We start from the raw sequence: 26465 nt of genomic DNA on the forward strand, positions 1-26465 counted from the left end.
CAGGACCAGACCCCGAGCATTCACGCGGCGCCGAAAGCATCGGGGTCAGGTCCTGCGCGACCTGACCCCATTTTTCATGCGGCGCTTGCATAGTCGCGCGAATGTGGGCATCTTAGCGATCCATGAAACCTCCACGCCGCCTGATGTCCCGCATTCGCAAGTTCACCCAGTTCTCTTTCCGCGACCTGGTGGCCGCTGCCGGCCCAACCATGCTGGTGATCGCCGCCGTCTGCGCGCTCGCTTACGTGATCGTCGATCCGGCGCCGCCGCGCCACGTGTCGCTCGCCACGGGCCAGGAAAATACCGCCTACGAGGAGTTCGGCAGGAAGTACGCGGCCGTGCTGGCCAGGGACGGCGTCAAGGTCATGCAGGTGCGCTCGCTCGGCTCGCAGGACAACCTGCAGCGGCTCCAGGAAGGCAAGGTCGATGTGGCGTTCGTGCAGAGCGGCTCGACCAGCGAAGCCGAGGCGCATCGCAAGGGCCTGGTGTCGCTGGGCAGCCTGTTCACCGAACCGGTGTGGCTGTTCCTGCGCGAACCGGTGAAGGTCACCCAGCTCAATCAGCTCAAGGGCCTGAAAATTAATCTCGGTCCGGAAGGCACCGGCATCCCGAAACTGTTCCGCCAGGTGCTGTCGCTGAACGGCGTCGAACCGGCCGACCTGACCATCGGCGCGCTGGAAAACACGCCGGCGGTGGTGGAACTGTTGGAAGGGCGCATCGACGGCCTGGTGTTCTCGTCCGGACCCGACGCGCTGCTGGTGCAGATGCTGCTGCAGACGCCTGGCATCAAGCTGTTCAACTTCGACCAGGCCGAGGCCTACGCGCGCCGCCTGCCGTTCCTGTCGCACGTGGTGCTGCCGCGCGGGATCGTCGACCTCGGACGCGACCTGCCGCCGCAGGACTATCACCTGATCGCGCCGACCGCCACCCTGGTCGCGCGCGCCAACCTGCATCCGGCGCTGGTCGAACTGTTCGTGCAGGCCGCCAGCGAAATCCACGGCGGCGCCGGCTGGTTCCAGAAGCAGGGCCAGTTCCCGTCGCCGCAATACACCGAAATTCCGGTCGCGCGCGAAGCGGCCAAGTTCTACAAGGACGGCCCGCCGCTGCTGCAGCGCTATATGCCGTTCTGGGTCGCCAACCTGTTCGACCGCCTGTGGGTGGTGGTGGTCGCGCTGGCCGCGCTGATCATCCCGTTTTCGAAAGTGGTGCCGCCGCTGTACGTGTGGCGCATCAAGTCGCGCGTGTACCGCTGGTACGGGCAGCTGCGCTCGGTGGAGCAGGCGCTCGACGAGGCCGACGGCCCGCGCCGCGACCAGATCTGCGCCGAGCTGCTCAAGCGTCTGGAGGACATCGAGGAGCGCGTGAACCGCATGTCGATCCCGCTGGCGTTCGCCGACAGCCTGTACGGCCTGCGCAGCCACATCAACTTCGTGCGCCAGCGCGTGCTGACGATGAAGACCGCCGCCGCGGTGGCGCGCTAGCCGCCGATCCAGGGCAGGCCGGCCTTGCACCAGCCGGCGACCTGCTTGCGGTGGCCGGCGGCGTCCTTGTCGCCCTCGAAGCCTTCGAGGATGTCGAAGGCGTTGTGGAAGCCATGCTCGGTCGCCAGCTTGGCCGCATGGCGCGAGCGCACGCCGGAGCGGCACATGAACAGCAGCACGTCGTCCTTGCCGGCCACTTCGCACAGCTGCTCGACGAACTGCGGATTGGCGGTGCCGCTCGGCCAGCTGCTCCATTCCACCGCTGTGTGCTGGCCGGGCGGCAGCAGCACCTGGCCGACCCAGTGGCGCTCGGCATTGGTGCGCACGTCGACCAGCTTGGCGTTCGGTGCGGCCTGCAACAGCGCGAACGCTTCCTGCGGCGTCACGGCGCCGGCATACGGCTGGTCGGTCCCGCGCTGGCGGGCAGTGGCGAGAAGTTGGTCGACGACGTTCATGGCTGGGTTCCCGATGGGCAGTGGATAGCCTATTATAGAGTCAGTAGCAAATTCGCACTTTTGGGGCGCGATGCACCAAAATGGTGCGTTTGACGTAAAATGCACCAAAATGGTGCAATATTTTCTCCCCAACACGTTGCCCCCGTCGTTGTTCAGCTTGCCGCTGCCCAATTTCGGCTGGCATGGAATCTGCTACGAATGCGCTGTGAGTTTGCGTCGCCTCTTGGCGAAGCGCACCCCCTTTTTAATTTAGGAGATTTGAATGGCAAAGACCGCCGCAGAAGTGTTGAAGATGGCCAAGGACAACGAAGTCAAATTCGTTGATTTCCGTTTCGCGGATACGCGCGGCAAAGAGCAGCACGTCACCGTGCCTGTGTCCCACTTCGATCTCGACAAATTCGAGTCCGGCCACGCCTTCGACGGCTCCTCGATCGCCGGCTGGAAGGGCATCGAAGCGTCCGACATGATCCTGATGCCGGATCCGTCGACCGCCAACATCGACCCGTTCATGGAAGAGACCACGCTGTTCATGCAGTGCGACGTGATCGAGCCGTCCGATGGCAAGGGCTACGACCGCGACCCGCGCTCGATCGCCAAGCGCGCCGAAGCCTATTTGAAATCGTCGGGCCAGGGCGACACCGCCTACTTCGGTCCCGAGCCTGAATTCTTCATCTTCGATTCCGTGCGCTGGAAGATCGACATGTCGGGCTGCTTCGTGAAGATCGATTCGGACGAGTCCTCGTGGGCCACCGACGCGAAAACCGAAGGCGGCAACCATGGCCACCGTCCGACCGTCAAGGGCGGCTACTTCCCGGTCCCGCCGGTCGACTCGTTCCAGGACATGCGCTCGGAGATGTGCCTGATCCTCGAAGCGATGGGCATCCCGGTCGAGGTGCACCACCACGAAGTGGCCGGCGCCGGCCAGAACGAAATCGGCACCCGCTTCTCGACCCTGGTCGAGCGCGCCGACTGGACCCAGAACCTGAAGTACGTGGTGTGGAACGTGGCGCACAGCTACGGCAAGACCGCGACCTTCATGCCGAAGCCTATCGTCGGCGACAACGGCTCGGGCATGCACGTGCACCAGTCGATCTGGAAGGACGGCAAGAACCTGTTCGCCGGCGACGGCTATGCCGGCCTGTCGGAGACCGCGCTGTTCTACATCGGCGGCATCATCAAGCACGCCAAGGCCCTGAACGCAATCACCAACCCGGGCACCAACTCGTACAAGCGCCTGGTGCCGGGCTTCGAAGCGCCGGTCAAGCTGGCCTACTCGGCCCGCAACCGTTCGGCCTCGATCCGCATCCCGCACGTGGCGAACCCGAAGGGCCGCCGCATCGAGACGCGCTTCCCGGATCCGCTGGCCAACGTCTACCTGTGCTTCGCCGCGCTGCTGATGGCCGGCCTGGACGGCATCGCCAACAAGATCCATCCGGGCGAGGCAGCGTCGAAAGACCTGTACCACCTGCCGCCGGAAGAAGACGCGCTGATCCCGACCGTCTGCTCGTCGCTCGAAGAAGCCCTCGACGCGCTGAACAAGGACCGCGAGTTCCTGACCCGCGGCGGCGTGTTCAGCGACAGCATGATCGATGCCTACATCGAGCTGAAGATGCAGGACGTGCAGCGCATGCGCATGACCACGCACCCGGCCGAATTCGACATGTACTACTCGCTGTAAGCATTTCGACAAAAGGCGTTATCGCGATGGCAGCAGCTGTGAATGCGCTGACATCGAATGTGTAAATGCCGTGTAAAAAACGCGATGAAAGCCACGTCTTTCATCGCGTTTTTTTTCGAATGTTGTATATTCGGGTTGAGCCAATTTATCGCACGCCCGCCGCGTGCTGCCCTGATGCCAATGACAAGCCGTCTCGCCGTACCTGCCGCTATTGCAGCGCTTTCGCTGCTGCTGTGCGGCGCCGCCGCGCACGCCGACAGCACGATCTACAAGTGCGTCGACGCCGACGGCCGCATCGAATTCACCGACATCAACAAGCGCAATTGCAAGGTGCTGGAAGGCCTGGGCCAGATTCCGGCGCCGCCGCAGCACCGCAGCAGCAACGCGCCGTCGCCCGCGCGCGCGCCGGCGGTGGTGCCGGCCGATTTCCCCAAGGTGAACACCTCGCAGCAGAAGGCGCGCGACGACGACCGCCGCGGCATCCTCACCGACGAATTGCGCGACGAAGAGAAGAAGCTGGCCGACCTGCGGCGCGACTTCAACAACGGCGAGCCGGAACGCCAGGGCGGCGAGCGCAATTACGCCAAGTACCAGGAGCGCGTGGCGCAGATGAAGGACAGCATCGGCCGCGCCGAGAAGAACGTCGACGCCCTCAAGCGCGAGATCGCGAACATCCGATGAGCCGCAGCGCTGCCGGCGACGCGCGCCTGGCCGGCCTCGACCTGCTGGCGTCGGCGGTGCTGCTGGTCGGCCCCGACGGCGGCATCGTCTACGCCAACGCCGCCGCCGAACACCTGCTCGAGACGTCCGCCAAATCGCTGGCGCGCATGCAGCTGGCGGCGCTGTTCGCCAACGCCGACGAACTGGTCAAGCTGTGCGCGCAGGCGCTGGCGCACAAGTACGCCGACCTGCGCCAGGACCTGATGCTCGAACGCGCCGGGCGCGAACCGCTGCACGTGCACAGCATCGTCAGCGCCACCGGCGAGGGCGACGTGGTGGTCGAACTGCGCGAGAACGTCCAGCAGCTCAAGCTCGATCGCGAGGAGCGCATCCTCGACCAGAGCCAGGTCAACAAGGAGCTGATCCGCAACCTGGCGCACGAGATCAAGAACCCGCTGGGCGGCATCCGCGGCGCCGCGCAGCTGCTCGAACTGGAGCTGCCGGCGCTGCACCTGACCGCGCTGCGCGAATACACCCAGGTGATCATCAAGGAAGCGGACCGCCTGCAGACGCTGGTGGACCGCCTGCTGGCGCCGCACCGCCGGCCGCACATCGTCGGCGACGTTAACATCCACGAGGTGTGCGAGCGGGTGCGCAGCCTGATGCTGGCCGAATTCCCCAACGGCCTGACGATCCGGCGCGACTACGACGCCTCGATTCCCGAGTTCAGGGGCGACAAGGAACAGCTGATCCAGACGGTGCTGAACATCGCCCGCAACGCCGCCCAGGCGCTGGGCGAGCGCATCGAAGCTGGCGACGCCGAGCTGATTTTCCGCACCCGCGTGGCGCGCCAGGTGACCTTGGCGAAGGTTCGCTACGGGCTGGCATTAGACTTGCATATCATCGACAATGGACCGGGCATCTCGCCGCAGATCCGCGACCGCATTTTCTATCCGCTGGTGTCGGGCAGGGAGGGCGGCAGCGGGCTGGGGCTGACATTGGCGCAGACCTTCGTGCAGCAGCACCTGGGCGTGATCGAATGCGAGAGCCGGCCTGGATTGACGGACTTCCGGATCCTGCTGCCGCTGCCATAAGCCGCGGCGCAGGGGCGGGGGACCAGATCCCGACCAATTGAAGATCCATATTGCGGGGAAGCTGAACTACATGAAACCAATCTGGATTGTCGACGACGACGCCTCGATCCGCTGGGTGCTGGAAAAGGCCCTGGCGCGCGAGAACCTGGCCACGCGCAGCTTTGCCAATGCGCGCGACGCGATGGCCGCGCTCGAAAACGAGACGCCGCAAGTGCTGGTGTCGGACATCCGCATGCCGGGCGAGTCCGGCCTCGACCTGCTGTCGGCGGTGAAGGAGCGCCACCCCGGCCTGCCGGTCATCATCATCACGGCCTTCTCCGACCTCGACTCGGCGGTCGCCGCGTTCCAGGGCGGCGCTTTCGAATACCTGGCCAAGCCCTTCGACATCGACAAGGCGGTGGAGCTGATCCGCCGCGCGTTGGAGGAGAGCCTGCGCGAGGCCAGCGTCGAGGCGGCGCCGGCCGACACCCCCGAGATCCTCGGCCAGGCGCCGGCGATGCAGGAAGTGTTCCGCGCGATCGGGCGCCTGTCGCAGTCGAACGTGACGGTGCTGATCACCGGCGAGTCGGGCACCGGCAAGGAGCTGGTGGCGCGCGCGCTGCACAAGCACAGCCCGCGCGCGCAGCAGCCCTTCATCGCCCTGAACACCGCGGCGATTCCGAAGGACCTGCTCGAGTCCGAGCTGTTCGGCCATGAGCGCGGCGCCTTCACCGGCGCGCAGGCGACGCGGCGCGGCCGCTTCGAGCAGGCCGAGGGCGGCACCCTGTTCCTCGACGAGATCGGCGACATGCCGTTCGACCTGCAGACCCGCTTGCTGCGGGTGCTGTCCGACGGCCACTTCTACCGGGTCGGCGGGCACCAGCCGATGAAGGCCAACGTGCGCGTGATCACCGCGACCCACCAGAACCTCGAGCAGCGGGTGCGCGACGGCCTGTTTCGCGAAGACCTGTACCATCGCCTCAACGTGATCCGCCTGCGCCTGCCCAGTTTGCGGGAGCGGCGCGAGGATATCCCCATTTTGGTGCGCCACTTCCTGGTGCAGAGCGCGCGCCAGCTCGGCGTCGAAGCGAAGCGCATGAGCGAGTCGGCGCTGCACTTCCTGTCCGGCCTCGACCTGCCGGGCAACGTGCGCCAGCTGGAAAACCTGTGCAACTGGATCACCGTGATGGCGCCCGGCCAGACGGTCGAGGTCAAGGACCTGCCGCTGGAGCTGACCAAGACCCAGGACGCGATCGCCGAGCCGATGGCGCCGGCCCCGCTGGCCGAGGCCGGCCCCTGGGGGCGGGTCCACCACGGCGGCCCGACGCTGGCCGAGATGGGCGCGGCGGGCGGCTGGATCGGCCTGCTGGAGCTGCAGGCGGCCAGCATGCTCAGTGCCGGCGAGGGCGAGGTGATGGACGTGCTGGGCAAGCAGTTCGAGTCGGCGCTGATCAAGACGGCGCTCAAGCACACGCACGGGCGCAAGAACGACGCCGCTGTGCGTCTCGGGATCGGCCGCAACACCATCACCCGCAAGATCGCCGAGCTGGGGATCGACGGCGCGAAAGACGAGTAGCTTCACACCTGGGTCTGACCCCACGGGTCGGACCTTTGCAAGCTGTAACCTCATCCTGCGCGCCGATATAGTAAGCTGGGCGCCATCGCGTCCATAACCTCATCAAATGCTGATCAACTGCGTCGCCTACCAGGAAGGCAAAAAACTCTCCGACATCCCGGTCGAGGAAATCAGCGATTACCTCGCCAAGCCCGGCACCTTCGTCTGGGTCGCGCTGCGCGAACCCGATCCCGCCGAGCTGAAGACCATGCAGGAGGAATTCGGCCTGCACGAACTGGCGGTGGAGGACGCCCGGCGCGGCAACCAGCGTCCCAAGGTCGAGGAGTACGGCGACTCGCTGTTCGCCGTGATGCAGACCGTCGAACTGGTCGAAGGCAAGATGGTGGTGGGCGAGGTCGACGTGTTCGTCGGCCCCAACTACGTGCTGTCGTCGCGCCGCAACGCGACCCAGGGATTCCTGGGCGTGCGCGCGCGCGCCGAGCGCGAGCCGCACCTGCTGGCGCAAGGCTCGGCCTTCGTGCTGTACGCGCTGATGGACGCGGTGGTGGACCGCTACTTCCCGGTGGTCGACATGCTCGAATCGGAACTGGAGACCATCGAGGACCGCATCTTCATCCAGGGCTCGCAGCGCGCCAACATCGAGCGCCTGTACGAACTCAAGTCCAAGGTGCTGACCCTGCGCCACGCGGTGATGCCGCTGATGGAAGGCGTCGGCCGGCTGTACGGCGGCCGGGTGCCGGCGATCTGCATCGACACCCAGGAATACTTCCGCGACGTGCACGACCACCTGTACCGCATCGCCGGCACCCTCGATACCATCCGCGACACCATCAGCACCGCGATCCAGGTCAACCTGTCGATGGTGGCGATCGACGAGAGCGAAGTGAACAAGCGGCTGGCGGCATGGGCCGCGATCTTCGCCGTGTTCACGGCGTTCGCCGGCATCTGGGGCATGAATTTCAAGTTCATGCCGGAGCTCGAATGGAAGTACGGCTATTTCGCCGCGGTGGGCGTGATGGTCGGCGTGTGCGGCTACCTGTACTGGCGCTTCAAGCGCTCCGGCTGGCTGTAGCGCGGAACGAAAAAAAGCCCGGGAAGATCATCCTCCCGGGCTTTTTTACGCGCATGACAACTTAGAAGTTGTAGGTGCCGCGCAGGTAGAACGTGCGGCCGGTCGGATCGGTGTAGCGCGGATCGTAGCCAGCCTGGAAGGTCGAGGTCTGGTAGCTCAGCGGCGGATTGCGGTCGAACATGTTCTTGATGCCGCCGGTCAAGGTCAAGCCCTTGATGACCTGGTACGACAGGTAGCCGTCGAAGGTCGAGTACGAGGCGACGCGGTGGTTCGCCTTATAGTCGTTTTCCTGGTCCAGGTAGCCCGACTTGTAATGGGCCGACAGGCCGCCGCCGAAGTTGCCGCGGCTCCAGTTCATGCTCAAGTTGTCCTGCCACTTGAACACCGGGCTCGAGCCGGAGTACACGCCGACGTTCTGGTGGAACACGTCGCCGATGAAGTTCTGGTACTCGTACTTGTTGACGTAGGTGTCGTTCATCGTGAAGTTGAACGTGCCGTAGTCGGCGGTGCGCAGGCGGTAGGTGGCGCTCAGGTCGATACCGTTGGTGTTGGTATTGCCCAGGTTTTGCGTGCGCAGGTCCAGGTAGCCGCAGGTGGCCGGGTTAGGGCACTGCGAGCCGTCCGTCGCCAGGTCGCCGGCCGCATTGCGGTGATAGTACGAGGCGAAGGTGGCGGGGTCGCCGATGATGTCGTTGTCGGACAGCGAGCTGATCGCATGCTTCATGCGGATCGCCCACAGGTCAACGCCGATGGTCAGGTTGTTGACCGGCTCGAACACCAGGCCCAGCGTGGCGTTCTGCGCCTTTTCCGGCTCCAGGTTCTTGTTGCCGCCGGTCAGGACCTGGAACTGCTGCTTGCAGTTCGCCGCGGTCGACTTGCCAGGGATCGCGTTCTTGCCGTCAGGGCAGTTGACCGGATCGCTGATCGTGTCGGCCGAGTTGGTGTAGGCCTGGGCCGAATTGATTTCATACAGCGACGGCGCGCGGAAGCCGGTCGAGTACGAGCCGCGCACCAGCAGCGCCTTGGTCGGCTGGTAGCGGAAGCTGAACTTCGGATTGGTGCTGCTGCCGAAGTCGCTGTACTTGTCGTAGCGCACCGATGCCGTCACGTCCAGCTCTTTGGTGATCGGAACGTTCAGCTCGCCATACGCGGCGTAGACGTTGCGCGACCCCTCGTTGTGCGAGTTCGGATCGATGCCGGTACTGGCGACGACCTTGGAGGCATAGTCGAAGTTCGCTTCGCTCAGGAAGTTTTCGCGCGATGCCTGGGCGCCCAGCGCCAGGGCGGCGCCGCGGCCGGCGCCGAACCAGTCGGTCAGTTCGCGGCTGACGCGGAAGTCGGCGGTCTTGGTGGTGCCTTTGGCGGTCTGCACGGTGCCGTCGAGCGCCGCGCTGGCGATCAGGGCATCGCCGGCCGAATCCTGCGGGCCAAACGGGTTGATGATGCCGTTGAGCACGCCGGCGGTGATGATGCCGCCGTCGCTGTAGCCCTTCAGGTTTTCCTGGACCTTGTTTTCGTTATAGGTCAGGGCGCCCTGGTAATCCCAGCCGGCCAGCGTGCCGTTCATCGACACGACCAGGCGCTGCTGCTTGTTGGTGTTGTCGTCCGAACGAGGTCCGTTCGGCAGGTCGCGCCATTTCAGGTGGATGTAGCCAGGCTTGAGGCCGTCGGTGAACGCCTCGGAGCCGTCGGAGAAACCTGGGTTCAGCGCCGGATTGACCGGGTAGAACGGGTTCGGCGAGCCGTCGGCGCGGGTCCGGTTCTGGAACAGGCCGCCATATGGCACCGGCGCGATCGCGCTCTGGACCTTGCTCTGGCTGCCCAGGTATTCGACGCCCAGTTCATGGTCGGCGTTGATGCGGAAGGTCGCCTTGACCAGGCCGGTGGTGCGCTCGCTCTTCGGAATGTAATCGACGAAGCTCGACGTGGTCATCTTGCAGCTGGTGCCGTCGCCGCCGGGAATCAGGTTGTTGCCGCTGGTGCAGTCGGGCGCCGCCGGGTTGTAGCTGGCGTCGTCCTGGTAGTAGTTGGCCGGGCTGGTCGACGACGACAGGCCGCCGGCGTAGCGCGTGTTGTACGGGCGCTGCAGGCCGCCGATGCGGTGCTGCTGCTGGTGGTCGACCATCGCGAACACGTTGTAGCCGTCGCTGCCCAGGTCGCCGAAGCCGTAGCCGGCGTTGACGCTGTTGGAGAAGCCGCCCTTGGCCTTCGGCGAGTCGGCGCCGAGGGTGATAGTGCCGCCCTTGAAGTCCTTGCGGGTGATGAAGTTGATCACGCCGCCGACCGCGTCCGAGCCGTACAGCGAGGAGGCGCCGTCGCGCAGCACTTCGACGCGCTCGAGCGCGGCGAACGGGATCATGTTCAGGTCCGGCGCCGAGCTGTCGAAGGCGTTATTGGCCAGGCGGCGGCCGTTCAGCAGGACCAGCGTCTTGTTGGCGCCGATGCCGCGCAGGTCGGCGAACGAGGCGCCGCCGGTGCTCGAGCCGACCACCTGGCTGGTGCCGGTCGAGGCCTGCGAGGAGCTCAGGTTGGCCATGACCTGTTCGATGGTGGTGATGCCCTGTTTCTTCAGGTCTTCCATCTTCAGCACGGTGACCGGGACGGCGGTTTCGGCGTCGATGCGCTTGATCGCCGAGCCGGTGATTTCCACCCGCTGGATCGGGGCGGTCGCGTCCTGCGCCAGGGCGCCTTGGGCGGCAAAGCCCAGGCCGATGGCCACGCCGCCGGAAAACATCAGGCGCAACGAGCGGGACAACACGGTTTCCATCATCATTACAACTCCTTGTAGGTGTTCTTGGCGCGGCGCGAGGGTGGGGCGCCGCGGCCGGATCGTGCTTATCAAAAATCCGGATGGAGCATGATTGTGTTGCGATGTCCGAGCGTCAATCCTTACACGGCGGTACGTACGCCGTATTGCAACGGCAATGTTTCCATACAGTGCGGACCTTGACAGATGACGGAGCCGCTGCGGTTGCAGGGCGCAACGGCGGCTTGCGCGATCGCGGAAAGGTGGAGGAAAGGAAATCGGCGTAAATCGTTTTACAAACGACACACATTGTTACATTCGAATGAATGTATCGACCGCCGCGCGGGCGCAAAAAAGCCGCCCGAAGGCGGCTTGATCGGCGCGCTGAAACCTACTTCGCCATCGACAGCGCGACCGCCTCGGCCACCTTGATGCCGTCGACCGCCGCCGACAGGATGCCGCCGGCGTACCCCGCGCCTTCGCCGGCCGGGAACAGCCCGCGCGTGTTCAGGCTTTGCAGGTCGTCGTCGCGGCGCTTGATGCGGATCGGCGACGAGGTGCGCGTCTCGACCCCGGTCAGCAGCGCATCCGGGTGGAAGTAGCCCTTGATCTGCTTGTCGAAGGCGGGGAAGGCCTCGCGCATCGCCGTGATCGCGTACTCCGGCAGGGCGCCGGCCAGGTCGGTCAGGCGCACCGCCGGCTTGAACGAGGGAATCACCGAGCCCAGCGCGGTGGAGGCGCGGCCGGCCACGAAGTCGCCCATCAGCTGGCCCGGCGCGTCATAGGTGCCGCCGCCGAGCGCGAACGCGCCTTCCTCGAGGCGGCGCTGCAGTTCGATGCCGGCCAGCGGATGGCCCGGATAGTCGACCTCGGGCGTGATGCCGACCACGATGGCGCTGTTGGCGTTGCGCTCGTTGCGCGAATACTGGCTCATGCCGTTGGTGACGACGCGGCCCGGCTCGGACGCCGCGGCCACCACGGTGCCGCCCGGGCACATGCAGAAGCTGTAGACCGAGCGCCCGTTCGAAGCGTGGTGCACCAGCTTGTAGTCGGCCGCGCCGAGGATCTTGTTGCCGGCGTTCGGGCCGAAGCGGCAGACGTCGATCAGCGATTGCGGGTGCTCGACCCGGAAGCCAATCGAGAACGGCTTGGCCTCGATGTAGACGCCGCGCTGGTACAGCATCTCGAAGGTGTCGCGCGCGCTGTGGCCGACCGCCAGCACCAGGTGGCGCGTGGCGATCCGCTCGCCGCTGGCCAGCACCACGCCGCGAACCTGGCCGTCGCCGCCGTCGCGCTCGATCTCGAGGTCGACCACCTTGCTCGAGAAGCGGTACTCGCCGCCCAGCGCGATGATGTTCTCGCGCATCTGTTCGACCATCTTGACCAGCCGGAAGGTGCCGATGTGCGGCTTGCTGACGTACATGATTTCTTCCGGCGCGCCGGCCTTGACGAACTCGGTCAGGACCTTGCGGCCGTAGTGCTTGGGATCCTTGATCTGGCTATACAACTTGCCGTCCGAAAAGGTGCCGGCGCCGCCTTCGCCGAACTGCACGTTCGACTCGGGATTGAGTTCGCGCTTGCGCCAGAAGCCGAAGGTGTCGACGGTGCGCTCGCGCACCACCTTGCCGCGCTCGAGGATCAGCGGGCGCAAGCCCATCTGGGCCAGGATCAGTGCGGCGAACAGGCCGCACGGGCCGGTGCCGATGACCACCGGGCGCTCGTTCTTGTCGTGGCCCTGCAGCTGCTCGCCGCCGGCGACAAAGCGGTAGCCGGTGTCGGGCGCCGGCATGACGTGGCGGTCGTGCCGCATGCGGGCCAGCACGCCGGCCTCGTCGCGCACCTCGGCGTCGATCGCGTAGATCAGCACGATCGCGCTTTTCTTGCGCGCGTCGTAGCTGCGCTTGAACACTGAAAAGCCGAGCAGGGCGTCGTCGTCGATGGCCAGGCGCGCCAGCACGGCGGCGCGCAGGGCGGCTTCTGGATGGTCGAGCGGGAGTTTGAGTTCGTTGATTCGCAACATGGCAGATTCTGGGGCGGGGAATTTAATGCAATTCGCTATTTTAACCGCAGTGCAGCGTTGTTCCGCGATCCGGCGCCATCGCGGTGCAATTGCGATCCATTCGAGGGCAATTTACGCTGCACTGCACCATGAGTGAGGTGTCGTATTGACGTTCCCCCTATGAAAAACCGGGCGCGTGTTGTTTATATGCACAATTTCCTTCGTTGCGTTGACACTCGGAGTTTCCATGTGGTTTTATGTTCAACTTAATTATTGTTTATCTTCTTCAACAAACAATTTTTAAGTTTCGTCGCACCCGGCGAGTTGGAGGAAGAAGTAAGAAGTAGTTTTACCGTGATAGAAAAAATGTCCTTTACCGGAGCCAATCTACCCGAGCGGCTCAAATAATTAATTAGGAAATCACATGTTGAGAAAAACAGTTTTAGTGCGCGCCTTGTCGATCGCCTTCAGCGCCGCCGCTCTCGGTGCCGTTGTGATGACGCCAGCGATGGCCCAGTCGAACGCCACCGGTAACATCTACGGCCGCGTCGATTCCCCTGCCGGCGCCAGCATCAACCTGCTGAACACCGACACCGGCCTGAAGCGTACCGTCAGCGTCGACAGCACCGGTCGCTACACCGTCACCGCGCTGCCAACCGGCCACTACAAGGTCGAACTGGTCCGCAATGGCGCCGTCGCCGGCACGAACGAAGTCGACCTGGTCATCGGCCAGGGCGTCGAGGCATCGTTCGTCGCAGCCGCCGCATCGGGCGTGCAGCAAGTGCGCGTCGAAGGCCGCCGCAGCCGTATCGACGTGTCGAACACCAACAACAGCGCCACGTTCACCGCGCGCGAACTGGCAGCCCTGCCACTCGCCAAGAGCGTTGACGCGATCATCCAGCTGGCGCCGAACACCACCCGCGCCGACCCACGTTACCAGGGCGGCGCCAGTATCGGCGGCGGCGGCCCATCGGAAAATGCGTACTACATCAACGGTTTCCCTGTCACTAACCCGCTGTCGCAGCTGGGTGGCGCGGAACTGCCGTTCAATTCGATCGCCCAGGCTGACATCATCAGCGGCGGTTTCGGCGCCGAGTTCGGCCGTTCGGTCGGCGGCGTGGTCAACATCACCACCAAGAGCGGTACCAACAACTGGGAAGCCGGCGTCAGCGTGACGGTCACCCCGAACTCGTGGCGCAGCAAGGAGCGCGACCAGTTCTACGGCAACACGGGCAAGAACCCGACCACCGACGGCACGCTGCTGTTCCGCAATTCGCAGAACACCAACGAAGGCAAGACCTACGGCGGTTCGATCGGCGGCCCGCTGATCAAGGACAAGCTGTTCCTGTTCATCGCTGCTGAAAACCTCAATTCGGATTACGAGCAGGTGATCAACTCGACCGCGGCAAGCGCCTCGTCGACCGGCAAGGCAGGCTACCGCGCAACCCAGCGCCAGATCCGTCGCCACCTCGAGAAACTCGACTGGAACATCACCGACAACCATCGTATCGAACTGACCCAGATCGGCGACAACACCCAGCGTGATGTCCAGCTGATGGGTTACGACTATGCCACCGGCGCGATCAACCGCACGGTTGCCTCGTCGCAGCACTTCTACGACGTCGGCGGCAACTCGATCGACGCCCAGATCGCCAAGTACACCGGTAACCTGACCGAAAACCTGACCCTGACCTTGTTGACCGGCCGCAGCACCTCGCCGCACCGCAACACGTTCGACAACTACGACGTCACCAAGCCGCTGTACCAGGTCACCCAGCTGACGGGCGCCGCTGGTTCCGGCTTCGCTCCTGGCATCAACTACGCCAGCCCGCAGTTCCTGACCGGCACCATCCTGCCAGTCGGCGCCCAGGACGAAATCAAGTCCAACCGTGTCGACCTGGAGTGGAAACTGGGCCGTCATACGCTGCGCGCAGGTCTGGACGACAACAAACTGACCTCGCTGAACGCCGGTGACGTGACCGCCGGCGGCGGTATCTGGAGCTATCGCCGCACCGGTACGCCGCTGACCCCGATCACGCTCGGCGCCGACAAGGTCGCCGTCGGCGCCGGCGCTGCCCCTGGCAGCCTGGCTGCGCAGGGTTACTACGTCCGTGAATCGATCTTCAACGACGCCACCAACACCTACTCGAACCAGTCGGCCCAGTTCATCGAAGACCGTTTCCAGATCACCAAGGACATCCTGCTGACCGGCGGCGTACGCGTCGAACAGATGGAGAACATCAACGGCGACAAGGAAACCTTCCTGAAGGTGAAGAACCAGATCGCTCCGCGCGTGTCCGCATCGTGGGACGTGTTCGGCGATTCGTCGATGAAGGTGTTCGGTAGCGCCGGCCGTTACAGCCTGCAGATCCCGACCCACATCTCGGTGCGCGGCGCCAGCCGTTCGCTCAATACGGTCAAGTTCTACACCTACACCGGCACCAACGCCGACGGCACCCCGTCCGGCCTGACCGCCTTGACCCAGCCGTACTCGGCCAACAACGAGTACTACCAGAAGAAGGATCCGCTGAGCGTCACCGCGGTCGACATCAAGCCAACTTACCAGGATGAAGTCACCCTCGGTTTCGAAAAAGCGTTTTCGCCTAGCCTGAACTTCGGCGCCAAGGCCACCTACCGCAAGCTGCGTCAGACCATCGACGACTTCTGCGATGCCCGCCCGATCGACGCCTGGGCCGCGCGTAACGGCGTGAGCGAAGACAACTACGGCGGCTTCGGCTGCGCATCGTTCAATCCAGGCGAAGCGAACTCCTTCCTGATCGACTTCAACGACCAGAATCCTGCGCTGGCGGGCAAGACCCACACGCTGGTCAAGCTGTCCGCAGCCGACCTGGGCTTCGAGAAGGCCAAGCGTACCTACGCTGCGGTCGACCTGTTCGCCGAGCATCCAATGCGCAACGGCTGGTACGGCAAGATCAACTACACCTGGTCGCGCAGCTCGGGTAACACCGAAGGCCAGACCCTGTCGGACGTTGGCCAGACCGACGTGGCGGCGACCCAGACCTGGGACTTCCCGGAAATCATGGTCAACGCCAACGGCAAACTGCCAAGCGATCGTACCCACCAGATCAAGGCCTACGGCTTCTGGCAGGCGACGCCTGAGTGGACCGCCGGCGGTAACGCCCTGCTTGCTTCGGGTCGTCCGAAGAGCTGCCTGGGTGAGTATCCACTGGGTAAGAACGCTGCAGGCGTGATGCAGTACACGACCTTCGGCTACGGCTCGAGCTTCCACTTCTGCGACGGCGTTGCCGCTCCACGTGGCGACCGCGGCAACCTGCCATGGGATACCCGTCTCGACCTGAACCTGGCCTACAAGCCAGCGGCAATCAAGGGTGTCATGCTGAAGCTGGACGTGTTCAACGTGTTCAACAAGCAGACCGTCCAGGCAATCGACGAGCAGTACACCGACGGTACCAGCACCAACACGGTGTCGGCTACCTACGGCCGCGTCCTCAGCTACACCGCGCCGCGTTCGGTGCGCCTGTCGGCCGAGTACAACATCAAGTTCTGATGATCCACCCGGACGGGCCGCTTGCGGACCGTCCGGCGTGGGCGAAACCACAGGCGCGAGCCTGTGGTTTTTTTTCGTCTTGCGTATGGACCTTGCAAATTTTTTTCCGGCGCCTTGTGTCGCGGCGGGAATATCGGAATATGATGCAGTACGAACAATATTTCGACCAGGAGATGGTGATGAAGAAATTGCTTGCGATGTGTGTGCTGGCGCTGGTGTCGACCGCCGCCCTGGCCGACGAACTTTCCGAAGGCGTCAAGGCGTGGGAAGCGCGCGACTTCGCGCGTGCCCAGCAGGTGTTCAGCAAGCTGGCCCAGGCCGGCAACCCGGAAGCCCAGCTGATGCTCGGCGAGATGTACGGCTTCGGCGAAGGCGTGCCGGAAGACCCGGCGCTGGCCGAGCGCTGGCTCAGCCAGGCGCAGGCCAACGGCAACAAGGACGCCGCCGAGTCGCGCGCCAACGTGCGCCAGCGCGGCGCCCGCAAGGCCGACATCGCCCGCTACGTGGCGGGCGGCGACGCCGGCGACGTGACCCTGGCCAAGGCCGGCTGCACCCAGCCGGTCATCGCCGACGTGACCCTGTCGGCGGCCGAAATCAAGGCGACCGATGCGAAGATCAAGGAGTGGCGCGCCTGCTACGACCGCTTCGCCGCGCGCCTGGCGGCCCAGCTGCCGGCCGGCAAGGCGATTCCCGCCGACGTCGCCAAGCTGATGAACCTGACCGAACTGGAACGCGCGCGCGCGGCGATGGACAAGGCCTACGCCGCCGCCGCCGCCGACGCCGCCAGCCAGGTCAAGGCCTTCACGGCCGCCAACGACGCCTGGTACGCCCGTGTCCAGAAATACGCCAGCAGCGTGGAGGAGCAGCAGAAGAACGAAGATCAGCTGCGCAACAAGATGATCGGGTTCCGGCCGGCGTCGGGCAGCGTCCCAGTGTCGATCGGCAAGAAATAAGGTCGCGCTACAGGCCGCCCCAAAGCGCGTTGAGCGCGGCCACCGCGGCCATGCCGGCCGTCTCGGTGCGCAGCACGCGCGGTCCCATTGACAGCGCAATGGCGCCGCGCGCGACCGCCGCGTCTTCTTCTTGCTCGGTATACCCGCCTTCAGGGCCGACCAGCAGGGTCACCGCCTGCGGCGGCTGGTGGCGCGCCCAGCCGGTCAGCGACTCGGTCGCGCGCGGGGTCAGCAGGATGCGCTTGTGCAAGCCGTTCTGGCTGATCCAGGCATTGTAATTGTCCAGCGGCGCGAGCCGCGCCAGCCGGTTGCGCCCGCTCTGTTCGGACGCCGCCACGATCACGCCCTGCCAGTGGGCCTGGCGCTTTTCGGCCCGTTCGGCCGACAGCCGCACCACGCTGCGCTGGGCCGCCAGCGGCTGGATCGCCGCCACCCCCAGCTCGACCGCTTTTTCGATGATCCAGTCCATCTTGGCCGCTTCGGGCAGGGCCTGGGCCAGCGTGATTTCGTACGGCAACTCGCGGTCGCGCTCGACGAAGGCCAGCACGCGCGCGGTGGCGCGGCGCTTCTCCAGCACGTCGAGCTGGGCCAGGTATTCGCCGCCATCGCCGCAAAACAGCGTCAGTTCGGCGCCCGGCTGCAGCCGCACCACCCAGGCGTGGTGGGCGACCGGGTCGGGCAGGTCGATGGTGTTGCCCACCGCCAGCGGCTGGGGACAGTAGAAACGCGGCATGCAAAGTCCTGTGCTTGAGCTAAGTAATCTGGCGCATTTTAAGGCGCCAGCCCGCGCTCTGGTAAAATAGTTGGTTCAGTGACGCCAGTCCCGCCCCGCATTCCCCATTCTTACGCTTTCTACAATTCGATCGATGAAACCTATGCAAACCACTACTCTGATGGCCAACGCAATCCGCGCGCTGGCAATGGACGCTGTCCAGAAAGCCAACTCCGGCCACCCTGGCATGCCGATGGGCATGGCCGAAATCGCCGTCGCGTTGTGGGACGGCCATTACCGCCACAACCCGGCCAATCCGAAGTGGGCCAACCGCGATCGTTTCCTGCTGTCGAACGGGCACGGCTCGATGCTGCACTACTCGCTGCTGCACCTGTCGGGCTACGCCGTGACGATGGACGACCTGAAGGACTTCCGCCAGCTCCATTCGAAGACTCCGGGCCACCCGGAAGTGGACATCACGCCGGGCGTCGAGACCACCACCGGCCCGCTCGGCCAGGGCATCGCCAACGCGGTCGGCATGGCGCTGTCCGAGTACCTGCTGGCGTCCGAATTCAACAAGCCGGGCTTTGAAGTGGTCGACCACTACACCTACGCCTTCATCGGCGACGGCTGCCTGATGGAAGGCATCTCGCACGAAGTGTGCTCGCTGGCCGGCACCCTGGGCCTGAACAAGCTGATCGCGCTGTACGACGACAACGGCATCTCGATCGACGGCAAGGTCGAAGGCTGGTTCACCGACGACACCCCGAAGCGTTTCGCGTCCTACGGCTGGAACGTGATCCCCGACGTCGACGGCCATGACGTGGCCGCGATCGACGCCGCCCTGGTGCAGGCGCGCAAGTCGGACAAGCCGACCCTGATCTGCTGCAAGACCGTGATCGGCAAGGGCTCGCCCAACCTGCAGGGCGGCGACAAGGTGCACGGCGCCGCGCTGGGCGACAAGGAAGTGGCGAACGTGCGCGAGCACCTGGAGTGGAGCCACGCGCCGTTCGAAATCCCGGCCAACGTCTACACCTCGTGGGACGCCAGGGAAAAGGGCGCCGCCGTCGAAGCCGAGTGGAACACCACTTTCGACGCCTACCGCGCCGCCTTCCCGAAAGAAGCGGCCGAACTCGAGCGCCGCATGAACGGCGACCTGCCGGCCAACTTCGAAGAAACGCTGGCCGCGGCGATCGCGTCCTGCGTCGACAAGAAGGAAAACATCGCCACCCGCAAGGCCAGCCAGAACGCGATCCAGGCGCTGGCACCAATGCTGCCTGAGTTCCTGGGCGGCTCGGCCGACCTGACCGGCTCGAACCTGACCAACTGGAAGGAAAGCATCAACCTGCGTTCCGGCAAGCCGGGCAACCACATCAACTACGGCGTGCGCGAATTCGGCATGAGCGCCATCATGAACGGCGTCGCCCTGCACGGCGGCTACATCCCGTTCGGCGCCACCTTCCTGACGTTCTCGGACTACAGCCGCAACGCGATCCGCATGGCCGCGCTGATGAAGCTGCGCTCGATCTTCGTGTTCACCCACGACTCGATCGGCTTGGGCGAAGACGGCCCGACCCACCAGTCGGTCGAGCACGTCTCGTCGCTGCGCCTGATCCCGAACCTGGACAACTGGCGTCCGTGCGACACGGTCGAATCGGCCGTCTCGTGGGGCGCCGCGGTCAAGCGCAAGGATGGCCCGTCGACGCTGATCTTCTCGCGCCAGAACCTGCCGTTCATGGAGCGCAGCGCGGCCCAGATCGCCGACATCGCGCGCGGCGGCTACGTGCTGCAGGACGCCGCGGACGCCAAAGTCATCCTGATCGCCACCGGCTCGGAAGTCGAGCTGGCGGTCAAGTCGGCCGCGGCCTTGAAAGAGCAGGGCGTTGCCGTGCGCGTGGTGTCGATGCCGTCGACCGACGTGTTCGACCGCCAGGACGCCGCCTACAAGGCCAGCGTCCTGACCAAGGGCGTGCCGCGTGTTGCCATCGAGGCCGGGGTGACCGATTTCTGGTACAAGTACGTCGGCCTGGAGGGCGCGGTGGTGGGCATCGACACCTTCGGCGAATCGGCCCCGGCGCCGGAGCTGTTCAAGCACTTCGGCTTCACCGTCGACAACGTGGTGAGCAAGGTCAAGTCGGTACTGGCTTAAATTTGGAGGACGGCACGGGCAGGGTTATCCTGCCCGTGTCGCATGCGAACGGATTTTTTTTCACTAGGAGAGAAGGTATGACGATCAAAGTTGCAATCAACGGTTATGGCCGCATCGGCCGCAATGTGCTGCGCGCGTACTATGAAGGCGGCAAGAAACAAGACATCCAGATCGTCGCCATCAACGACCTCGGCGACGCCAAGTCGAACGCCCACCTGACCCGCTACGACACCGCGCACGGCAAGTTCCCGGGCACCGTGACCGTCGAAGGCGACAACATGATCGTCAACGGCGATTCGATCCGCGTGTTCGCGCAGCGCAACCCGGCCGAGATCCCATGGGGCGAGCTGGGCGTGGACGTGGTGCTCGAATGCACCGGCTTCTTCACCACCAAGGAAAAGGCTTCGGCCCACCTGAAGGGCGGCGCCAAAAAAGTGATCATCTCGGCGCCGGGCGGCAAGGACGTCGACGCGACCATCGTCTACGGCGTCAACCAGGACGTGCTGAAGTCGACCGACACCGTCATTTCGAACGCTTCGTGCACCACCAACTGCCTGGCCCCGATGGTCAAGCCGCTCAACGACGCGATCGGCCTGGAAACCGGCCTGATGACCACCGTCCACGCCTACACCAACGACCAGGTGCTGTCGGACGTGATGCACGAAGACCTGCGCCGCGCCCGTTCGGCCACGATGAGCATGATCCCGACCAAGACCGGCGCCGCCGCCGCGGTCGGCCTGGTGCTGCCCGAGCTGAACGGCAAGCTGGACGGCTTCGCCATTCGCGTGCCGACCATCAACGTGTCGCTGGTCGACCTGACCTTCATCGCCAAGCGCGACACCACGGTCGAGGAAATCAACCAGCTGATGCAGAAGGCCGCGTCGGAAGGCCCGCTGAAGGACATCCTGACCTACCAGACCGAGCCGCTGGTGTCGATCGACTTCAACCATAACCCGGCCTCGTCGAACTTCGATTCGACCCTGACCAAGGTGTCCGGCCGCCTGGTCAAAGTGTCGTCATGGTACGACAACGAGTGGGGCTTCTCGAACCGCATGCTCGATACCACCGTGGCCTTGATGAACGCCAAATAAGGCGGGCGCGCACGGCGCGCCATAGCGACAGGGGCGGGAAAACGGCGACGTTTTCCCGCCTTTTTTCGTATATCGCGAGGCATATAGCGGGTATGGATATATTGCCAAAAGTAATTGTGACGTTGTAATCTTGCGCTCTTGCATTGTTTGCACGGATGCCGCGTGCCCCATGCACCAACATCTCATCCACTTTCCTTTTGGACCGCCATGCCGCACACACGTTTGTACACCGCCTGCCTCGCCGCGTTGCTGGCGCTTGCCGCAGCCGCGCCCGCCGTCGCCGCCGCCGACGCCACGCCGGCGGTCAAGGTTGCCGCCCCGATCCCGACCGAGAATTTCTTCAAGAAGGCCGAGTTTTCGCAACTGTCGCTATCGCCCAACGGCAAGTACCTGGCGGCGCTGCGGCCGATCGACGGGCACAAGAAGCTGGTCGTCATCGACGTCGTCAACAAGACCTCGGCGGTCGTGGCCGGCTCGCCGACCTACGATGTGATGGGCGTGGCCTGGATCAACAACGACCGCCTGCGCTATACCGTCGGCGAGGAAGAGGCCGGCAAGGGCGAACAGACTGGCGGCGGCCTGTTCGTGATCGACCGCGACGGCCAGAATGCCCGCACCATCACGCCCAAGGCCCGCAACATGGAGCAGCGCCCGCTCAGCTATTTCGGCCCGGTGCCGGAACTCGATTCGACCGACATCATCGTCGCCGGCTACGAGCGCAACGCCAAGCAGACCGACCTGTACCGTCTCAACACCAGCACCGGCCGCAAGACGTTGCTGACGTTCGACGCGCCCGAGCAGGCTGGCTCCTGGGTGCTCGACCATGCGGGCGTGCCGCGCGTGGCCGCCTCGACCATCAAGGACGTCACCACTGTTTACTACCGCGCCGCGGCCGGCGCGCCGTGGCAGGTGCTCAGCACCTACGGGCGCGAGATCGCCGGCGGCATCGCGCCCGTCGCGTTCGACGCCGACAACAAGACCCTGTATGTGCTGGCGCGCGCGCCGGGCCAAGACAAGCAGGGCCTGTACAAGTTCGACGTCGACAACAAGCGCATGGACCCGACGCCCGTGTTCCTGCATCCGCAGGTCGACCTCAACGGCGGCCTGATCAGCAATCGCAAGGATGGCCGCCTGCTGGGCGTTTCCTACGACGCCGACAAGCCGGGCATCCACTGGGTCGATCCGAAGTTCCGCGCGCTGCAGGCGTCGATCGACGACGCGCTGCCGGGCCGCGTCAACAACATCAGCGGCTTGAGCACCTCCGAAACAGGCCTGATGCTGGTGCGCTCGTATTCGGACCGCGATCCGGGCAGCTATTACCTTTACGACGACAACAAGAAGAACCTCGATTTCCTGCTGTCTCAGCGTCCATGGATCGATCCCGAGCGCATGGCCGAGTATCGCCCGGTGCGCTACAAGGCGCGCGACGGCCTCGAGATTCCCGGCTTCCTGACCTTGCCGCCGGGTGTGCCGGCGCAGAAGCTGCCGCTGGTGGTGTACGTGCACGGCGGCCCGTTCGTGCATGGCGAATCGTGGGGCTTCCACGAAGACGCCCAGTTCCTGGCCGCGCGCGGCTACGCTGTGCTGCAGCCGGAATTCCGCGGCAGCACCGGCTACGGCTGGCAGCACTTCCGCAAGTCGTGGAAGCAGTGGGGGCTGACCATGCAGGACGACGTCACCGACGGCGTCAACTGGCTGGTCGCGCAGGGCATCGTCGACAAGGACCGCGTCTGCATCGCCGGGGCCAGCTACGGCGGCTACGCCGTCATGATGGGCCTGGCCAAGGATCCCGACCTGTACCGCTGCGGCATCAACTGGGTCGGCGTCACCGACATCGACCTGCTGTACAGCTCGACGTGGTCGGACACCTCGGGCGGCGACTGGGAAAAATACGGCATGCCGAACCTGATCGGCGATCCGGTCAAGGACGCCGCGCAGCTGCGCGCAACCTCGCCGCTGTACCAGGTCAAGAAAATCACCAGGCCGGTGATGATGGCCTACGGCGGCAAGGACGTGCGGGTGCCGCTGGTGCACGGCGAGAAGATGCGCGACGCTTTGCTCGACAACAAGGTGCCGGTGGAATGGGTGGTGTACCCGGAGGAGGCGCACGGCTGGAACAAGACCGCCAACAACGTCGACTTCTGGAATCGCATCGAGCGCTTCCTGGCGAAACACCTGGCGAAATAACGCATTCCTGACAATGTAATTTAGGGAAACTATTTCCTCGGAAAATGTTGTTTTCCGGAGAAATTTCTCCCGACACATTGACGCGTGCGTATGCGAAATGGTTTGATCGTGCCCTTGGACAATTCGCAATAAACGCGGGCGCCAACGTGGTGGTAGATCGGGGCGGCGAATGGCCCCGATCAGGCAGGAACCAGTAGTTTAAAAAAATTTTAAAATTGAAACCGGAGAGTGTTTTGAATCATTCATTTAAATTGAAAAAAAGCGTTGTTGCAGTGGCATTGACCCTTGCCGGCTCGCACATCGCGATGGCGCAGCAAACCGCTGATCAGCCGATGACCCGCGTTACCGTCACCGGATCGAACATCAAGCGTGTCGACACCGAAGGCACGTCGGCCATCACCACCATCACCGCGCTCGACATTCGTGCCAGCGGCGCGAACACCGTGCAGGAACTGCTGCAGAAGATCCCGGCGCTGGGCGCTGGCGGTTCGTTCGACAGCACCGACGGCAGCTTCTCGCGCGGCGTTTCGACCGCGTCGCTGCGCGGCCTCGGCCCGTCGTCGACCCTGGTGCTGCTCAACGGTCGCCGCCTGACCCCGTCGGCCTACGCCGACCCGAACAACGGCAAGTCGACCGCCTACGACCTGAACAACATTCCGCTGTCGGCCATCGAACGCGTCGAAATCTTCAAGGACGGCGCGTCGGCCGTGTATGGCTCCGACGCGATCGCCGGCGTGATCAACTTCATCACCAAGCAGGACTACCAGGGTGCGCAGGTGTCGGCGAGCTACACCGCGAACGACAAGAACAAGTTCCAGACCAAGAAGGCCAATGGCACTTTCGGTTTCGGCAACCTGGCCACCGACCGCTTCAACGGCTTCGTGTCGGTTGACGTGTCGGAGCGCCAGAGCGTCCTGATCAGGGACGTCGACGACATCGAAAAAGCCCAGTACGCGGACATCAACTTCCGCCTCGCGCCGCTGTCGTCGAACCTGTCGGCCTCGCCGTTCTTCTACCGTGAGCGCTCGGCGCCTTTCCTCGGCGCGTTCTCGAACAGCCTGGCGCTGGGTTCCCAGGTCATCAACCGCCTGAACTGCGACCCGTCGCAACAGCTGGTCGGCGACCCGGCCACCCAGAACCTGTCGACCACCAGCGCGCTGGTTGGGCGCCGCTTCTGTAACTTCAACCTGAACGACTACACCGAAGCGCAAGGTGCCGGCAAGGACGCCAGCGTGCTGAGCCGTGTGAACTTCCAGGTCACCCAGAACATCCAGGCTTTCGGCGAATTCGCCGCGACGCGCTCGGAGCGCAATTACCTCGCCGCACCGCGTTCGACCCAGGGTACCGCACCGACCGCCGTGTTCCTGGCACAGGGCGCACCGCAGCAGTTCCAGTTCATCCTGCCAGGCAATCACCCTGACAATCCATTCCCTGGTTTCCGCACCGCCGTCGGCCTGCGCATGGAAGGCCACACCGCTGGCCAGAAGAACGTCAACGAGACTTACCGCGGCCTGGTTGGCCTGAAGGGCACCGCCGGCAATTGGGACTGGGAATCGGGCCTGCTGTGGAACCGCAGCGAGCGTACCGAGAACTACCTCGGCATGCTGTACCGTCCTACCTTCAACAAGGTCATGAACAACGGCATGACGATCGCCCAGCTGCTGGCCGACCCGACGTCGACCCGCGACCTGGAAAACCACGGCTTCTCGCAAACCACCCAGTGGGATGCCAAGGCATCGACCGAATTCGGCAAACTGGGCGGCGGCGCGATCGGCGTTGCAATCGGCGCCGAGCTGCGCGAAGAGAAAATCGGCCTGACCTCGGATCCTGAAACCCAGGCCGGTAACATCGTCGGCCTGTCGAACGCGTCGGCCGCCGGCAGCCGCGTGGTCAAGTCGGGCTTCATGGAACTGCGTACGCCGTTCACCAAGTCGTTCGAAATGGACTTCGCAGCCCGCGTCGACAAGTACCCAACCTTCTCGACCAACTTCGCACCGAAAGTCGGCGCCAAGTGGACCGTCAGCCCGATGGTGGCCTTCCGTGCCAATGCGGCCCGCGGCTTCCGCGCACCGAGTCTGACCCAGGTGTCGCCAGGCGGCGTCCAGTTCTTCCAGACCGTGGTCGATCCAGTCCGTTGCACCAACGGCGTGACGCCTAATCCAGGCGCCGATGCCGCTGACTGCGCCAAGGGCATTTCGGGTACCGCCGCGGCGAACCCGAACCTGCTGCCGGAAAAATCGAAGAGCCTGACCTTCGGCATGATCATGTCGCCGATGAAGAACCTGGACCTGTCGATCGACTACTACAAGATCCGCAAGGAAAACGAGACCGCGCTGTCGAGCTCGACCTTCGTGCTCGAGCACCAGAGCCAGTTCCCAGGCCGCGTGATCCGCGACCAGAACCAGGCAAACTGGCTGCGTGACGCCAACGGCAACATCATCCCTGACTCGGGTTCGCTGCAGCAGATCCTGATTCCGTTCGTGAACCAGGGCGCCACCGAAGTTCGCGGTATCGACGTTGACGCTACCCTGCGCACCAACATGGGTGAGCGCGGCAGCCTGACCACCAAACTCAACGTCGGCTACACCCTGGCCTACCTGCGTTCGGAGCAGCCAGGCGACTACGAGCACAATGCGGCCGGCACCAACGGCGGCCTGTCCGACTGGGCTACCTCGGTCGGCGACATTCCACGCTTCAAGTCGACGCTGGTCAACAGCTGGAAGAAGGGCCCGCATGAAGCCAGCCTGATGGTTCGCTATCAGGGTGACATCTCGCTGCTGCGCCGCTACGACAACAACGTCGAGTACCCAGTGCCTTACTGCCACTATGGCACGGGCCAGCCTTCGACCGCTTACTCGCTGGGCGGCCTGTCGAAGTACAGCAAGTACTACCCTGGTTGCAGCGTTCACAGCTTCACCACCTTCGACCTGGGCTACACGTACACCGGCTTCAAGGACCTGACCCTGTCGCTGAGCGTCCAGAACTTCCTGGATGAAAAGCAGCCGTACGATCCACGTTTCGGCACCTCTGGCTTCAACTCGGCGCTGTCGAACGGCGCTGGCCGTATGTTCCGCCTGGGCGCAAGCTACAAGTTCAAGTAATTC

Annotated in this window: 16 protein-coding genes; 12 read left to right on the forward strand and 4 right to left on the reverse strand. The window is 64.4% G+C overall.

All coding sequences use genetic code 11. From position 1 onward, the window contains the following. Nucleotides 1-143: 143 nt before the first annotated feature. Complete coding sequence (locus AC1D02_RS01625) at nt 144-1481, forward strand: TAXI family TRAP transporter solute-binding subunit (protein ID WP_477313968.1); 1338 nt, start codon at nt 144-146, stop codon at nt 1479-1481. Here the strand turns inward: AC1D02_RS01625 and AC1D02_RS01630 are convergent. Further along, nucleotides 1478-1936, reverse strand: a complete 459-nt coding sequence (locus tag AC1D02_RS01630; protein ID WP_477313035.1) for a rhodanese-like domain-containing protein — start codon at nt 1934-1936, stop codon at nt 1478-1480. The two genes, AC1D02_RS01625 and AC1D02_RS01630, sit on opposite strands and share 4 nt — an antisense overlap. Nucleotides 1937-2198: 262 nt before the next feature. On the opposite strand from AC1D02_RS01630, the gene glnA reads away from it, so the two are divergent. The 5 genes from glnA to corA all read left to right on the forward strand — a co-directional run bounded on the left by glnA (nt 2199) and on the right by corA (nt 7995). Further along, a complete protein-coding gene (glnA, locus tag AC1D02_RS01635) occupies nt 2199-3614 on the forward strand; it encodes a type I glutamate--ammonia ligase (RefSeq protein ID WP_477313037.1) in 1416 nt (471 codons plus the stop codon). A gap of 180 nt (nt 3615-3794) precedes the next feature. Beyond that, nucleotides 3795-4295 (forward strand): DUF4124 domain-containing protein, encoded by a 501-nt coding sequence (locus AC1D02_RS01640; protein WP_477313039.1) that lies wholly within the window; start codon nt 3795-3797, stop codon nt 4293-4295. After that, nucleotides 4292-5368 carry a nitrogen regulation protein NR(II) gene (gene glnL / locus AC1D02_RS01645; protein ID WP_477313041.1) on the forward strand — a complete coding sequence of 359 codons (1077 nt, stop codon included), beginning with the start codon at nt 4292-4294 and terminating at the stop codon, nt 5366-5368. Before AC1D02_RS01640 ends, glnL begins: the two co-directional genes overlap by 4 nt. 70 nt (nt 5369-5438) lie before the next feature. Beyond that, on the forward strand, nt 5439-6923 hold the full coding sequence (gene ntrC / locus AC1D02_RS01650; protein WP_477313043.1) for a nitrogen regulation protein NR(I): 1485 nt from the start codon (nt 5439-5441) through the stop codon (nt 6921-6923). Between the two features lie 106 nt (nt 6924-7029). Continuing rightward, nucleotides 7030-7995, forward strand: coding sequence for a magnesium/cobalt transporter CorA (gene corA, locus AC1D02_RS01655; RefSeq protein ID WP_477313045.1), 966 nt, complete (start codon nt 7030-7032; stop codon nt 7993-7995). 61 nt (nt 7996-8056) lie between these two features. Here the strand turns inward: corA and AC1D02_RS01660 are convergent, their stop codons facing one another. Further along, nucleotides 8057-10768: a TonB-dependent receptor gene (locus AC1D02_RS01660; protein WP_477313047.1), complete on the reverse strand. Its 2712-nt coding sequence runs from the start codon at nt 10766-10768 to the stop codon at nt 8057-8059. Nucleotides 10769-11132: 364 nt separating this feature from the next. Further along, the gene (locus AC1D02_RS01665) at nt 11133-12761 is read right to left on the reverse strand and encodes an NAD(P)/FAD-dependent oxidoreductase (protein ID WP_477313049.1); all 1629 of its coding nucleotides are present in this window, start codon (nt 12759-12761) and stop codon (nt 11133-11135) included. A gap of 403 nt (nt 12762-13164) precedes the next feature. Between AC1D02_RS01665 and AC1D02_RS01670 the strand changes: the two genes are divergently transcribed. Together AC1D02_RS01670 and AC1D02_RS01675 are read left to right on the forward strand one after the other, a co-directional pair. Beyond that, a complete protein-coding gene (locus tag AC1D02_RS01670) occupies nt 13165-16269 on the forward strand; it encodes a TonB-dependent receptor (protein ID WP_477313051.1) in 3105 nt (1034 codons plus the stop codon). Between the two features lie 179 nt (nt 16270-16448). After that, nucleotides 16449-17222: a tetratricopeptide repeat protein gene (locus AC1D02_RS01675; RefSeq protein ID WP_477313053.1), complete on the forward strand. Its 774-nt coding sequence runs from the start codon at nt 16449-16451 to the stop codon at nt 17220-17222. 7 nt (nt 17223-17229) lie between these two features. Here the strand turns inward: AC1D02_RS01675 and AC1D02_RS01680 are convergent, their stop codons facing one another. After that, nucleotides 17230-17955, reverse strand: a complete 726-nt coding sequence (locus AC1D02_RS01680) for a 16S rRNA (uracil(1498)-N(3))-methyltransferase (RefSeq protein WP_477313055.1) — start codon at nt 17953-17955, stop codon at nt 17230-17232. Nucleotides 17956-18088: 133 nt separating this feature from the next. Here AC1D02_RS01680 and tkt point away from each other — a divergent pair, with 133 nt between their 5' ends. The 4 genes from tkt to AC1D02_RS01700 all read left to right on the forward strand — a co-directional run bounded on the left by tkt (nt 18089) and on the right by AC1D02_RS01700 (nt 26462). Then, entirely contained in the window at nt 18089-20083 is a 1995-nt protein-coding gene (gene tkt, locus AC1D02_RS01685; protein ID WP_477313057.1) for a transketolase, read from the forward strand. Between the two features lie 77 nt (nt 20084-20160). After that, nucleotides 20161-21174 (forward strand): type I glyceraldehyde-3-phosphate dehydrogenase, encoded by a 1014-nt coding sequence (gene gap / locus AC1D02_RS01690; RefSeq protein WP_477313059.1) that lies wholly within the window; start codon nt 20161-20163, stop codon nt 21172-21174. Between the two features lie 207 nt (nt 21175-21381). Next, complete coding sequence (locus AC1D02_RS01695) at nt 21382-23361, forward strand: alpha/beta hydrolase family protein (RefSeq protein ID WP_477313061.1); 1980 nt, start codon at nt 21382-21384, stop codon at nt 23359-23361. 272 nt (nt 23362-23633) lie between these two features. Then, complete coding sequence (locus AC1D02_RS01700; RefSeq protein WP_477313063.1) at nt 23634-26462, forward strand: TonB-dependent receptor plug domain-containing protein; 2829 nt, start codon at nt 23634-23636, stop codon at nt 26460-26462. Nucleotides 26463-26465 lie beyond the last annotated feature (3 nt).

This window comes from Massilia sp. P1_C10, assembly GCF_056406475.1.

Bases quoted from the DNA above. Each gene is read 5' to 3' on its own strand.
- gap (WP_477313059.1), top strand. From the start codon at position 20,161: ATGACGATCAAAGTTGCAATCAACGGTTATGGCCGCATCGGCCGCAAT.
- AC1D02_RS01640 (WP_477313039.1), top strand. From the start codon at position 3,795: ATGACAAGCCGTCTCGCCGTACCTGCCGCTATTGCAGCGCTTTCGCTG.
- glnL (WP_477313041.1), top strand. From the start codon at position 4,292: ATGAGCCGCAGCGCTGCCGGCGACGCGCGCCTGGCCGGCCTCGACCTG.
- AC1D02_RS01670 (WP_477313051.1), top strand. From the start codon at position 13,165: ATGTTGAGAAAAACAGTTTTAGTGCGCGCCTTGTCGATCGCCTTCAGC.
- glnA (WP_477313037.1), top strand. From the start codon at position 2,199: ATGGCAAAGACCGCCGCAGAAGTGTTGAAGATGGCCAAGGACAACGAA.
- AC1D02_RS01675 (WP_477313053.1), top strand. From the start codon at position 16,449: ATGAAGAAATTGCTTGCGATGTGTGTGCTGGCGCTGGTGTCGACCGCC.
- ntrC (WP_477313043.1), top strand. From the start codon at position 5,439: ATGAAACCAATCTGGATTGTCGACGACGACGCCTCGATCCGCTGGGTG.
- AC1D02_RS01625 (WP_477313968.1), top strand. From the start codon at position 144: ATGTCCCGCATTCGCAAGTTCACCCAGTTCTCTTTCCGCGACCTGGTG.
- AC1D02_RS01665 (WP_477313049.1), bottom strand. From the start codon at position 12,761: ATGTTGCGAATCAACGAACTCAAACTCCCGCTCGACCATCCAGAAGCC.
- AC1D02_RS01630 (WP_477313035.1), bottom strand. From the start codon at position 1,936: ATGAACGTCGTCGACCAACTTCTCGCCACTGCCCGCCAGCGCGGGACC.
- AC1D02_RS01695 (WP_477313061.1), top strand. From the start codon at position 21,382: ATGCCGCACACACGTTTGTACACCGCCTGCCTCGCCGCGTTGCTGGCG.
- AC1D02_RS01660 (WP_477313047.1), bottom strand. From the start codon at position 10,768: ATGATGATGGAAACCGTGTTGTCCCGCTCGTTGCGCCTGATGTTTTCC.
- AC1D02_RS01680 (WP_477313055.1), bottom strand. From the start codon at position 17,955: ATGCCGCGTTTCTACTGTCCCCAGCCGCTGGCGGTGGGCAACACCATC.
- tkt (WP_477313057.1), top strand. From the start codon at position 18,089: ATGAAACCTATGCAAACCACTACTCTGATGGCCAACGCAATCCGCGCG.
- corA (WP_477313045.1), top strand. From the start codon at position 7,030: ATGCTGATCAACTGCGTCGCCTACCAGGAAGGCAAAAAACTCTCCGAC.